This is a genomic window from Streptomyces sp. NBC_00057 (assembly GCF_045041165.1).
Taxonomy (GTDB): domain Bacteria; phylum Actinomycetota; class Actinomycetes; order Streptomycetales; family Streptomycetaceae; genus Streptomyces.
This window is the reverse complement of record NZ_CP108256.1, coordinates 2933884-2947044: the sequence shown is the minus strand read 5'-3', so window position 1 is coordinate 2947044 and position 13161 is coordinate 2933884. Positions and strand designations below refer to the sequence as shown.

General features: G+C 69.6%; 5 protein-coding genes and 1 pseudogene. 3 read left to right on the top strand and 3 right to left on the bottom strand.

The window, feature by feature from the left end:
• Positions 1–31: 31 nt before the first annotated feature.
• Positions 32–1519 (bottom strand): carboxylesterase/lipase family protein, encoded by a 1488-nt coding sequence (locus tag OG953_RS13555; RefSeq protein ID WP_405684405.1) that lies wholly within the window; start codon positions 1517–1519, stop codon positions 32–34.
• 452 nt (positions 1520–1971) lie between these two features.
• Complete coding sequence (locus OG953_RS13550) at positions 1972–3465, bottom strand: long-chain-fatty-acid--CoA ligase (RefSeq protein ID WP_405684404.1); 1494 nt, start codon at positions 3463–3465, stop codon at positions 1972–1974.
• 178 nt (positions 3466–3643) lie between these two features.
• Between OG953_RS13550 and OG953_RS13545 the strand changes: the two genes are divergently transcribed.
• Positions 3644–4984, top strand: coding sequence for a PucR family transcriptional regulator (locus tag OG953_RS13545; protein ID WP_405684403.1), 1341 nt, complete (start codon positions 3644–3646; stop codon positions 4982–4984).
• 104 nt (positions 4985–5088) lie between these two features.
• Here the strand turns inward: OG953_RS13545 and OG953_RS13540 are convergent.
• Positions 5089–5469: pseudogene (locus OG953_RS13540) on the bottom strand (terpene synthase family protein); the annotation flags it as partial.
• A gap of 347 nt (positions 5470–5816) precedes the next feature.
• On the opposite strand from OG953_RS13540, the gene OG953_RS13535 reads away from it, so the two are divergent.
• Complete coding sequence (locus OG953_RS13535; RefSeq protein ID WP_405684401.1) at positions 5817–9287, top strand: S8 family serine peptidase; 3471 nt, start codon at positions 5817–5819, stop codon at positions 9285–9287.
• A 327-nt stretch (positions 9288–9614) separates the two neighbouring features.
• Positions 9615–13094 (top strand): S8 family serine peptidase, encoded by a 3480-nt coding sequence (locus tag OG953_RS13530; protein WP_405684400.1) that lies wholly within the window; start codon positions 9615–9617, stop codon positions 13092–13094.
• The last annotated feature ends 67 nt before the right edge of the window (positions 13095–13161 follow it).

Genomic DNA, 13161 nt, shown 5'->3' with positions numbered 1-13161 from the left:
GCGCCGCTGTCCGCGGCGGACCGAGCCGGTCTCAGCTGTTCCTCCGGTACGGTGCCCAGCCGCGCAGCTCCTCGTCGCGCGGGGCGCTCACCACGGCGGGCACTCCGGGGCCGAAGCCCATCACCGGGCGGGACGCGTCCCAGGCGGGCCAGCCGGGGTCACCGGAAGTGGCGAACCGCACCCACGCAGCGTGCATGGCGTCGGCCAGCTCCTGCGGGGCGTCCTCGCCCGTCAGAGCCACCGCGTCGGGCTGGTCCAGTGTGTCGAAGACGAAGGCGATCTCCAGCGCGTGACAGGCACCGAGCCGCAGCACGGGGGACGGCCAGCCGAACTCATAGAGATGGGTGCTCCCCGAGGCACCGGCGCGTGCATCGGCCACCCGGTTCAGCGGGACGCGCAGCAGCAGATCGGTGGCCAGCGCCCCGAGCAGCTCACCCGGAGTGGCACCGGGCCGGTTCGCGCGGTACGTACGCGCCGTGGCGCCCGGCACCTTGAACTTCAGCAGGGCCAGCCGCAGCTTGATCCTGGACAGCCGCTCCGTCAGACCGCTCGGTACGAACCAGAGCCGGTACTCCTCGCTGTTCGTGCCCATCAGCAGATCGACGTCGTTCGCGGCGCCGTCCAGCAGCGCTTCGAGCGGATCTCGGGGCAGCAGATCGCCGTCCACCACGATCTGGAAGGAATTCCCGCCGGTCAGCGGGGAGCCGCCGGACGTCACCTCGGTCTGAGCCGCCAGGAGCTGCGCCGGGTCCACCGCAGCCAGCGCCCCGGCCGTCGCCGCGACCCCCAGCCGCTTGGCGATCAGCTCCGTGGTGCGGCGGGCGGCGGCGCCCAGGGGCAGCGCGGTCGGCGCACCGCTCTGCAGCACCGCACGCCGGAACAGGCCCTTGGCACGCGGGGCGGCCAGCAGGGCGGCGATGCTGATGGCCCCCGCCGATTCACCGCACACCGTGACCAGGTCCGGATCGCCGCCGAACGCCGCGATGTTGTCCCGCACCCAGGCCAGCGCCGCGAGCTGATCGAGCAGCCCCCGGTTGGCGGGCGCGTCCGGGAACACCCCGAACCCCTCAATGCCGAGGCGGTAGTTGACCGACACGAGGACGACGCCGTCACGGGCGAACGCCGCCCCGTCGTACAACGGCACGGCCGACGAGCCGTGCAGCAGCGAACCGCCGTGGATCCAGACGAGGACGGGCAGCCCGGTACGGGCCGGTGACGGCGTCCACACATTGAGGTTGAGGCAGTCGTCGCCCGGCACGTCGGGATCGGGCAGCAGCCGGTCCAGCGGCGGGGAGTACGGCCGCTTGGGCGCGGTCGGCCCGAACACCACCGCTTCCCGTACCTCTTCCCAGGGCTCGGGCGGCTCCGGCGCCCGGAAGCGGCGGGCGCCGACCGGCGCAGCCGCGTACGGGATACCGCGGAAGACGGCGACGTCCTGCTCCAGCGTGCCGCGCACCGCCCCGTGGACCGTGCTGACCTGCGGTGACGTCTTGGATATGGGAGGGGGTACGGCAGTCATGAGGTGGTTTCAGCCCTTCTGCGTCCGCGATCGCGGACGGTGCGGTTGTGGAGAGTGCGACGGACGACGAGCCGACGGATGGTGGGGGAGGGAGCCGCCGGGGTGCAGCACCTCCACCGGCACCGGTGACTCGATACGTACCCGGTCCGGGGCCGCGTCGACCCGGACCGCTCGGTGTCCCAGTCGGGCCCGTTTCGGTCCGTCACGGGCGCCGAGCCGGTGGGCCCGCCGGTTTCGCTGCCCCGGTGCTGCATCGGCGAGCGGGTGAACATCGACGCCCGGTCCAGCAGCAACTCCCCTACCACAGGCTCAACTTCTCGGCGCGGAGCGGGTGTTGGGTGGACCGCCCGCTGTCCGCTGTCCGCGGTCGGGGCGAGGGGACGTGCGGGGGCGGTCATGGCGGACGTGGCTCCGGTCGTTGTCGGTCGGGGCGTCGGCGTCGGCCGGATGGATCAGGAGGAGGCGGCCGGCAGCGCCCGTTTGAGGACCTTGCCGGTCGGGCCGAGCGGCAGCGTCTCGGTGAATCGCACGATCCGCGGATACTTGTGCCGCCCGAGCCGGTCCCGGGACCAGGCGATCACGTCCTCCTCCGTCACCGCACCCGCATCCGCACGCAGCACGACGACCGCGCAGACCTCCTCGCCGCGCGCCTCGTCCGGCACGCCGATCACCGCGACCTCGGAGATCGCCGGATGGCGCACGAGCACCTCTTCGACCTCACGCGGATAGATGTTGAAGCCGCCCCGGATGACCAGGTCCTTCTTCCGGTCGACGATGCTCAGGAAGCCGCCCTCGTCCCGCACCCCGAGATCCCCGGTGCGGAACCAGCCGTCGACCACGGCGGCGGCCGTCGCCTCCGGATCGTCGAGATACCCCGCGAAGACGTTGTGACCGCGCACCACGACCTCGCCGACCTCGCCGTCCGGCAGCAGCAGCACGGCGTCCTCGACCGCCGCGTCCGCAACGCCGATCTCCACACCCCAGACCGGGTGGCCGACCGTGCCGGGGCGCCGGCCGAGCTCCGGCTGGTTGAAGGTGGCGACGGGGGAGGTCTCGGTCAGCCCGTAACCCTCCAGGACCTGCGTCGCGAAGGTCTCCTCGAAGCGTTCGAGCACGGCGACGGGGAGCGCGGCGCCGCCCGAGACGGCCGCGCGCAGAGTGAGACGGTGCGTCGTGTCGTCCTTCGCCGCCGCCTCGACCATCGCGTGATACATCGTCGGTACGCCCATGAAGACGCTCACGCCCTCGGCGGCCAGCAGTTCGAGTGCGCCCGCGCCGCTGAAGCGCGGCATGAGGACGAGCGTGGCCCCTGCCCGTAGCGTCGCGTTCATCGCACAGGTCTGCCCGTAGCTGTGGAACAGCGGCAGACAGCCCAGGACCACGTCGTCGATGTCCAGCCCCAGCAGGTCGTGGGCGATCACGGACGCGTTCATCACCATGTTGAGGTGGGTGAGAAGCGCACCTTTCGGCCGCCCGGTCGTGCCGCTCGTGTAGAGGATCACCGCGGTGTCGTCCGGCGCCGCGGGCTCCGGCGCGGGCAGCGGGTCACCGTCCGTCGGTACGCCGCGCACGGCCCGCACCCCCGCGGCACGCGCCCCCTCCTCGGCCACCGGCCACAGCGGACCACCGCTGATCAGCGCAACGGCACCGCTGTGCCGCAGTACATACGCCACCTCGTCGGCCACCAGCAGCCCGTGCACCGGTACGACCGTCGCCCCGGCGGCGAGCGCCCCGTAGTACGCGTACAGGAAGTCCGCCGAATTGGGCAGCAGCACCGCCACCCGGTCCCCCGGACACACCCCGGACGCCCGCAGCGCGCCCGCGCAGTGCAGCGCCCGGACCCACAGCTCCCGGTAGGTGAGCCGTGTGTCCGAATCGACCACGGCGACGCGGTCGGGATACCTGCGGGCCGACTCACCGAGGACAGTGGCGACGCTGAGAAACATGACACGCTCCAGGAAACATGGCGTTTACACGGCTGCTGCTGCTCAGAATCAGCCGTCGGCCCGTCTCCACACAATGTGCAGGTGCCCACCATGCGCATCGTCGACGTGGGCAGCAGCCCCTCAGAGATGTGTGCGACAAGGCATCCGCCTATCGGGAGGGCGGCGCTAACCTTCCGGCATGGCGGACAATCCCGGAGCCCGGACTCCTCGCAGCGACGACCACGGCAGCGGCGGCGCCGACGGCGAGCCGCGCCGCGCCCTGGCCGTCGCTCTGGTGTCGCAGATCGACGAACTGACCCGGCGGGTCGTCGCCGACATCCACGCGCACAGCGGCACGTACGCCTCCGGCGCGCCCGTCAGCCGGGACGATCTGTGGGAGATCTGCCGTGACAATCTGCTGCGGGCACTGGAGGACTTCGGCGGACTTCCCTCCAGCGGGGGTGACTTCGAGTACGCGGCGCGCGAGACGGGACGGCGGCGCGCGGAGCAGAACGTACCGCTGGACACCGTGCTGCAGGCCTACCGGCGCGGGGGCCGGGTGATGTGGCAGGTGATGGCGGAGCACCTGCGGGCGACACGGGCCGGACGGGCCGGTGGAACCGGGCGGGGGCAGGACCCCGGGGTCGCGGGCGACCGGGACACCGAGCTCGACATGGCGGGTGCCGTGTGGGAGACCATCGACCGCAACTCGCTCGTGATGGCCGAGTCGTACCGGCTGACCCAGCTGGAGATGCAGGGCCGCCAGGACACCCGCCGCGTCGCCCTCTTCGAGGCCCTGCTCGACGGGCGCGGGGACGATCCGGCGGTCGCCGCTGCAGCCTCCGCCGCGCTCGGAGTGCCGGTCCACGACCGGTACGTCATCGTCGTCGCCGCCCAGGACCCGGCCGCGCCGCCCAACCCGGCGCCCGTCCTCGACGACCACGGCATCTGGTCCTTCTGGCGGCCGAGATCGGGCCGGTACGCGGGAATCGTGCGGCTGGCCGCGGGAGAGTCCGGCGTACTGCTCGACCTGCTGCGCCACCGGACCGGTGCCACCGCGGGCGTATCACCGGAGTTCGACCGGCTCGCCCAGGCGGGCCGGGCCCTGCGGCTGGCCGAGCAGGCCCTGCGTACGCTGCCCGCCGGAAGTGGCGAGGCGGCGGCGTTCGACGACCGGCTGGCGGAGGTCCTCCTGGTCGGCCGGCCCGAGATCGCCGAGCGCATCGTCACCACGCAACTGGGCGCCGTCCTGGACACGGCGGCCGAACGCGACGCGCTGCTCAGCACGCTGCGGGTCTGGCTCGACAGCGGCTGCTCGGCGGCGCGTGCCGCCGAGCTCCTCTACTGCCACCGCAACACGGTCCTCAACCGGATCGGCCGGATCGCCGAACTCACCGGCCGTTCCGCGGAGTCGGGTGAGGCGCGGCTGGGGTGGGCGCTGGCCCTCAGGGCGTTGCCGCTGAGGGGAGCAGACGATGAACCGGCGCCGACAGGCGACTACTTGGGCTGGACGGGCACCCCGGACGGCAGGGGGCCCTGACGGCGACCGGAGGCGGCACGGGGATGCGGAGACCTTCCGTCAGGCCTTCGGAGGCCCGTCGTCGGGCGTCCGATCCCGGCCCCCTGCGCCATGCTGCCGACCGATCAGGCGGCGAAGTGCCGTGACAGCGACTCCCGTTCGTCGACCTCCACCAGATCGGGACGGGTGTACCGCTCCGCGCGGGCGTGGTAGTCGAAGTCGCCCCGGACCAGCCCGCGGTAGTCCTGTACACACCGCTCCAGCGCGGCCCGGGTGCGGCCGTGGATCCCGGCCGCCTCTATTTCCTCGATCAGTTCCCTCTCGGCACGCCGAACCCGTTCCGCTATCTTCGCGAGCTGCACCCCGGCCTCGTCGACGGCCTCCTGGAGGCTGAATCCCCGGTCGCGCTGAATGAGCCGTACCGCATTGTGCTCGTAACCGAGCAGTGCCTCCTTCTCGAAGGAGCAGATGTCGTTGCAGAGCCCCGAGTGATCGGTTACGGCATGGCAGCAGGACCTGGGCGAGATCGGCCAGGGCGGGGGCAAAGCCCAGGACCGGTGTGGCCGCGGCCCAAGCCGACTGGAGCGCCTTGGGTCGATGCCTGGTTCCGCCACTTCGTCGGCGCGTTTGCGCCATGGCGTTTTTGCGCCTTTGGCAGCTCTTGATTCGCCTTATGCCTCAGTCGAGACTCCGAAGGCCCGATCGACAAGGCAGGTGGCGCGGGTGGTGATCCGCACCGCGTTTTCTACATCCCACGGCGGGCGGTCCTCGCCGTTTTTCGGAAGGGTACATTGTGGCAAGACAGAGCAGATTGCTGCGTTTGGCCTTGGCGGCCTTGGTCTTACCTTTGCTGGTGCCGCTCGCCGGCGGAACCTCGTTCGCCCAGCCGGTCACGGACGCGCCTGCGGCCGAGCGGAAGGTGGAGCCCGAGCTGCTCGGACAGCTCCAGAAGGAGCGGAAGGTCACCTTCTGGGTCGAGTTCGACCGGGACGCCGACCTGCAGGCGGCGGCGAAGGCCCGGACGAAGACCGAGAGGGCGGCGGCCGTCCTGGCGGCGAAGCAGAAGCAGGCCAAGACGTCCCAGGCCAACGCGATGAAGCTGCTGAAGTCGGCGGGAGTCGACCACACCTCTTTCTGGATCAACAACTCCATCCAGGTTGTCGGCGGTCAGGAACTTGTCGAGAAGCTGGCTGCCCTGCCCGAGGTCGCGCAGATCAACTCGGACGAGGAGATCAAGCTCGACACGCCGGTCGCGGGCGAGGCCGAGCCCACGGTCGACGCGGTCGAGTGGAACATCGACCGGATCGAGGCTCCGAGGGTCTGGAACGAACTCGAGGTGCGCGGTGAGGGCATCGTGGTCGCCAACATCGACTCCGGCGTCCGGTACGACCACCCGGCCCTCAAGAACCAGTACCGCGGTCTCAACGCCGACGGCACCTACGACCACAACTACAACTGGTTCGACCCGACCCAGGATTGCGACACTGCCGCGCCGTGCGACAAGAACGGCCACGGCACGCACACCATGGGCACCATGGTCGGCGACGACGGCGGCACCAATACGATCGGTGTCGCGCCGGGTGCCAAGTGGATCGCCGTCAAGGGTTGCGCAACCGTCTGCACCGAGGAATCACTGCTTGCCGCGGGGCAGTGGATCATCGCGCCCACTGATCTGACCGGCGGCAGCCCGCGCCCGGATCTGGCGCCCGACGTGGTGAACAACTCCTGGGGTGGGGACGGCTTCGATCCCTTCTATCAGGAAATTGTGACCGCATGGCGGGCCGCCGGCATCTTCCCGGCGTTCTCCAATGGCAACTCCGGACCGAGCTGCAACACCAGCGGTTCGCCCGGTTCGTACCTGAGCAGCTACAGCTCCGGCGCGTTCGACATCAACAACGATATCGCGAGCTTCTCCTCCCGGGGCACCGGCGAGAACGGGACGATCAAGCCGAACCTCGCCGCGCCGGGCGTCAATGTGCGTTCCAGCTGGATGGACGGCAGCTACAACACGATCTCCGGCACCTCGATGGCCTCCCCGCACACTGCGGCCACGGTCGCACTGATGTGGTCGGCGTCCCCCGCCCTCCAGGGCGACGTGGCACAGACCGAAGCGCTCCTCAACCAGACCGCCATCGACGCCGACAACACCACCTGCGGCGGCACCGCGGCCAACAACAACGTCTTCGGTGAAGGCAGGCTCAACGCCTATGACGCAGTCTCTGCCACACCGCACGGGCCGACCGGCGCACTGAGTGGCACAGTCACCTCGGGCGGCGCGCCGGTCGCCGGGGCGAAGCTGAACGTGGACGGCCCGACGGACCGCACCCTCAACACCGCAGCCGACGGCACGTTCACGCTGCCCAAGCTGCTTGTCGGCGACTACACGCTCACGGTCGACAAGTTCGGCTACTCCACGGGCACCGGTGCGGTCACGATCACGCAGGGGCAGACCACCACCCGGAACTTCACGCTGGAGCAGGCGCCGTCGGTCAAGGTCTCGGGAACGGTCACCTACAAAGCCGGACCCGCGGCGGGCGCGGCGATCACCGTCAAGAACACCCCCGTCACCGCCACCACGAACGCCCAGGGCCACTACGAGGTGACCCTGCCGCTCGGCACGTACGACCTGACGGCCTTGCCCTCCATCCGCTGCGCCGCTGCGGGCACCGCGCACGTGGAGGTCACGGCCGACACCACCGCGGACATCGCCCTGTCGGACCGCACGGACACCTTCGGGTACGCCTGCCAGGGCGCCAACAACAACGAGTACGTCGCGGGCACGGACAAGACGACCCTCACCGGCGACTCGGCGCTCCTGCCGATCACCCTGCCCTTCCAGGTCCCGTTGTACGGCAGGACCTACTCCTCCGGTTGGATATCCGCGGACGGTGCGCTGGCCTTCACCTCCCCCTCGGCGAGCAGCAACACCACCATCCCCCGCACCACCGGACCCAACGCGGCGCTCTACCCGTTCTGGGACGACCTGGTCGTGCCGAGCTCTGGGGGCGTCTACACCGGCGTCATCGGCACCGCCCCGCACCGCTCGTTCGTCGTCGAGTGGCGCAACGTCGTCCACCGGTCGGCCGGGCTGGAGAAATTCTCGTTCTCCGCAGTCATCGGCGAGGACGGCAAGATCTCCTACCACTACAAGGACATCACCGGCATCGGCTTCGAATCGGGCTCCAGCGCCACCATCGGCGTGGAGAACGCCTCGGGCACCGATGCGTTCCAGTATTCCTACGAGACCCCCGGTGTGCTCTCCGACGGCTTGAGCATCGACTTCCGGACCAGCAAGTCCGGCGTGGTGCTGGGCAGGGTGCTCGACGCCAACGACGGCGAGGCCCTCGCGGGAGCGACGGTCACCCTGGGCACGGGTGACACGGTGATGACCGGCAAGACCCGAGCGGACGGCTCCTACCTGTTCCAGGCGCCGTCCGGTGCAACCTCGATCAGGTTCACCGCCCCGAACTACCAGCCGTTGGAGCAGACGGTGACGCCCGATGCGGGCGGTGTCGTGGAGATGTCCGAGGCGCTCAAGACCGCCAAGGTGACGGCCGCCACGAAGGCGTACGACATCGTCGTCCCCGCCGGCCAGCAGCGTGCCCGCGCCTTCGAGCTGACCAACTCGGGCCTCCCGTCGGCATACACCGTCGTCGAGGACGCCCCGTGGCTGACGGTCAGCCTGACCGGCGGCGATCTGGCCACGGGCGAGAAGGCCACCGGCACACTCTCGGTCGACCCGGCCGGGTATGCGGCGGGCGAGGTGCTCACCACCACCGTGCGGGTGAACTCCGACAGCGGCCGGACACCGGTGTTCACCATTCCGGTGAAGGTCGTCGTGCCCCGCTACCAGGCAGCACTCCAATCCGGTGCCTCCAGCGCCGCCGTGGACACACTCGGCGACACCTGGAAGCCGGACCAGAAATACCTGGCGGGCTCCTTCGGCTACGAGGGCACATCAAGCGTCAGGTCCACGACGAAGGTCATCGCCGGCACCGATGATCCGAAGCTGTTCCAGGACGCGCGCGAGGGCATGGTCGGATACCGCTTCGACAACGTCCCCGACGGCGTCTACACGGTGGAACTGGACTTCGCCGAGGTGTCGGGCAGCAAACCGGGTCAGCGGATCTTCGACGTCTTCGCCGAGGACATCGAGGTACTGCCGTCCCTCGACATCGCCTACCAGGCCGGCTCCTACGCCGCGGTCACCCGGACCTACACGGTCACCGTGACCGACGGTGTGCTCAACGTGCGGTTCCCGGCGACCAGCGGCAAGGCGCTGGTCAACGCCATCCGCGTCACCGAACGGCCCGACAAGGCCTGACAGACCGACCACAAGGGGCCCGTCCCGCCGCCCAGCGGGGCGGGCCCTTCGCTGTCGTTCGCCTTGGGTCGACGCCTGGTTCCGCCACTTCATCGGCGCGTTTGCGCCATGGCGTTTTTGCGCCTTTGGCAGCTCTTGATTCGCCTTATGCCTCAGTCGAGACTCCGAAGGCCCAATCGACAAGGCAGGTGGCGCGGGTGGTGATCCGCACCGCGTTTTCTACATCCCACGGCGGGCGGTCCTCGCCGTTTTTCGGAAGGGTACATTGTGGCAAGACAGAGCAGATTGCTGCGTTTGGCCTTGGCGGCCTTGGTCTTACCTTTGCTGGTGCCGCTCGCCGGCGGAACCTCGTTCGCCCAGCCGGTCACGGACGCGCCTGCGGCCGAGCGGAAGGTGGAGCCCGAGCTGCTCGGACAGCTCCAGAAGGAGCGGAAGGTCACCTTCTGGGTCGAGTTCGACCGGGACGCCGACCTGCAGGCGGCGGCGAAGGCCCGGACGAAGACCGAGAAGGCGGCGGCCGTCCTGGCGGCGAAGCAGCAGCAGGCCAAGACGTCTCAGGCCAACGCGATGAAGCTGCTGAAGTCGGCGGGAGTCGACCACACCTCCTTCTGGATCAACAACTCCATCCAGGTTGTCGGCGGTCAGGAACTTGTCGAGAAGCTGGCTGCGCTGCCCGAGGTCGCGCAGATCAACTCGGACGAGGAGATCAAGCTCGACACGCCGGTCGCGGGCGAGGCCGAGCCCACGGTCGACGCGGTCGAGTGGAACATCGACCGGATCGAGGCTCCGAAGGTCTGGAACGAACTCAAGGTGCGCGGTGAGGGCATCGTGGTCGCCAACATCGACACCGGCGTCCAGTACGACCACCCGGCCCTCAAGAACCAGTACCGCGGTCTCAACGCCGACGGCACCTACGACCACAACTACAACTGGTTCGACCCGACCCAGGAATGCGACGTTGCCGCGCCGTGCGACACCAGCGGCCACGGCACGCACACCATGGGCACCATGGTCGGCGACGACGGCGGCACCAACAAGGTCGGCGTCGCGCCGGGTGCCAAGTGGATCGCCGTCAAGGCTTGCACATTCAAGCTCTGCAACACCGCCCCGCTGCTCGCCGCGGGGCAGTGGATGATCGCGCCCACGGATCTGAGGGGCGGCAGCCCGCGCCCGGACCTGGCGCCCGACGTGGTGAACAACTCCTGGGGTGGGGACGGCTTCAACCCCATGTATCAGGAAATTGTGGCCGCCTGGCGGGCCGCCGGCATCTTCCCGGCGTTCTCCAATGGCAACTCCGGACCGATCTGCAACTCCAGCGGTTATCCCGGTTCGTACGTGAACACCTACAGCTCCGGCGCGTTCGACATCAACAACGACATCTTCTTGTACTCCTCCCGGGGCTCCGGCGAGAACGGGACGATCAAGCCGAACCTCGCCGCACCGGGCGTCAACGTGCGTTCCAGCGCGCTGGGCGGCGGCTACAGAACGGCCTCCGGCACCTCGATGGCCTCCCCACACACTGCGGCCACGGTCGCACTGATGTGGTCGGCGTCACCCGCCCTCCAGGGCGACGTGGCACAGACCGAAGCGCTCCTCAACCAGACCGCCATCGACACCGACAACACCACCTGCGGCGGCACCGCGGCCAAGAACAACGTCTTCGGTGAGGGCCGGCTCAACGCCTATGCGGCAGTCTCTGCCACACCGCACGGGCCGACCGGCGCACTGAGTGGCACAGTCACCTCGGGCGGCGCGCCGGTCGCCGGGGCGGAGTTGAACGTGGACGGCCCGATGGACCGCACCCTCAACACCGCAGCCGACGGCACGTTCACGCTGCCCAGGCTGCCCGTCGGCGACTACACGCTCACGGCCGGCAAGTTCGGCTACTCCACGGGCACCGGTGCGGTCACGATCACGGAGGGGCAGACCACCACCCGGAACTTCACGCTGGAGCAGGCGCCGTCGGTCAAGGTCTCGGGAACGGTCACCTCCGAAGCCGGACCCGCGGCGGGCGCGGCGATCACCGTCAAGGACACCCCCGTCACCGCCACCGCGAACGCCCAGGGCCACTACGAGGTGACCCTGCCGCTCGGCACGTACGACCTGACGGCCTCGCCCCAGATCCGCTGCGCCGCGGCGGGCACCGCGCACGTGGAGGTCACGGCCGACACCACCGCGGACATCGCCCTGTCGGACCGCACGGACGCCTTCGGGTACGCCTGCCAGGGCGCCAGCAACACCGAGTACGTCGCGGGCACGGACAAGACGACCCTCACCGGCGACTCGGAGTACCTGCCGGTCACCCTGCCCTTCCCGGTCCCGTTGTACGGCGCGACCTACAACTCCGGTTGGATATCCACGAACGGTGCGCTGTCCTTCGACGCCCCCTCGTCGGCCACCAACGTCAACAAGGCCATCCCCCACCCCTACAGACTCAACGCGGCGCTCTACCCGTTCTGGGACGACCTGATCGTGGATGCGAGCTCCGGGGGCGTCTACACCGGCGTCATCGGCACCGCCCCGCACCGCTCGTTCGTCGTCGAGTGGCGCAACGTCACCCAATGGTCGGCCCAGTTCGAGAGGTTCTCGTTCTCCGCAGTCATCGGCGAGGACGGCAAGATCTCCTACCACTACAAGGACATCACCGGCATCGGCTTCGAATCGGGCTCCAGCGCCACCATCGGCGTGGAGAACGCCTCGGGCACCGAGGCGTTCCAGTATTCCTACGACACCCCCGGTGTGCTCTCCGACGGCTTCAGCCTCGACTTCCGGACCAGCAAGTCCGGCGTGGTGCGGGGCAGGGTGCTCGACGCCAACGACGGCGAGGCCCTCGCGGGAGCGACGGTCACCGTGGGCACGGGTGACACGGTGATGACCGGCACGACCGAAGCGGACGGCTCATACCTGCTCCAGGCGCCGTCCGGTGCAACCTCGATCAGGCTCACCGCCCCGGACTACCAGCCGTTCGAACAGGCGGTGACGCTCGATGCGGGCGGTGTTGTGACGACGTCCGAGGCACTCAAGACCGGCAAGGTGACGGCCGCCACGAAGGCGTACGAGTTCGTCCTCCCCGCCGGCCAGCAGCGTGCCCGCGCCTTCGAGCTGACCAACTCGGGCTCCCCGGCGGCATACACCGTCGTCGAGGACGCCCCGTGGCTGACGGTCAGCCTGACCGGCGGCGATCTGGCCACGGGCGAGAAGGCCACCGGAACGCTCTCGGTCGACCCGGCCGGGCACGCGGGCGAGGTGCTCACCACCACCGTGCGGGTGAACTCCGCAAGCGGCCGGGCACCGGTGATCACCATTCCGGTGAAGGTCGTCGTGCCCCGCTACCAGGCCGCGCTCGACGCCGGCGCCTCCAGCGCCGCCGTGGACACACTCGGCGACACCTGGAAGCCGGACCAGAAATACCTGGCGGGCTCCTTCGGCTATGAGGGCACATCAAGCGTCAAGTCCACGACGAAGGCCATCGCCGGCACCGACGATCCGAAGCTGTTCCAGGACGCGCGCGAGGGCATGTACGGATACCGCTTCGACAACGTCCCCGACGGCGTCTACACGGTGGAACTGGACTTCGCCGAGGTGTCGAGCAGCAAACCGGGCCAGCGGATCTTCGACGTCCTCGCCGAGGACATCAAGGTACTGCCGTCCCTCGACATCGCCCACGAGGCCGGCTCCTATGCCGCGGTCACCCGGACCTACACGGTCACCGTGACCGACGGTGTGCTCAACGTGCGGTTCGTGGCGGCCAGCGGTAAGTCGCTGGTCAACGCCATCCGCGTCACCGAACGGCCCGACAAGGCCTGACAGAACGATCAGAAAGGGGCCCGTCCCGCCTCCAGCGGGGCGGGCCCTTGCAAAGAGATGAACGTGT

What these genes read in the sequence shown, in the direction of transcription:
- OG953_RS13555 (WP_405684405.1), bottom strand. Translation starts at nt 1,519, where the DNA reads ATGACTGCCGTACCCCCTCCCATATCCAAGACGTCACCGCAGGTCAGC.
- OG953_RS13550 (WP_405684404.1), bottom strand. Translation starts at nt 3,465, where the DNA reads ATGTTTCTCAGCGTCGCCACTGTCCTCGGTGAGTCGGCCCGCAGGTAT.
- OG953_RS13545 (WP_405684403.1), top strand. Translation starts at nt 3,644, where the DNA reads ATGGCGGACAATCCCGGAGCCCGGACTCCTCGCAGCGACGACCACGGC.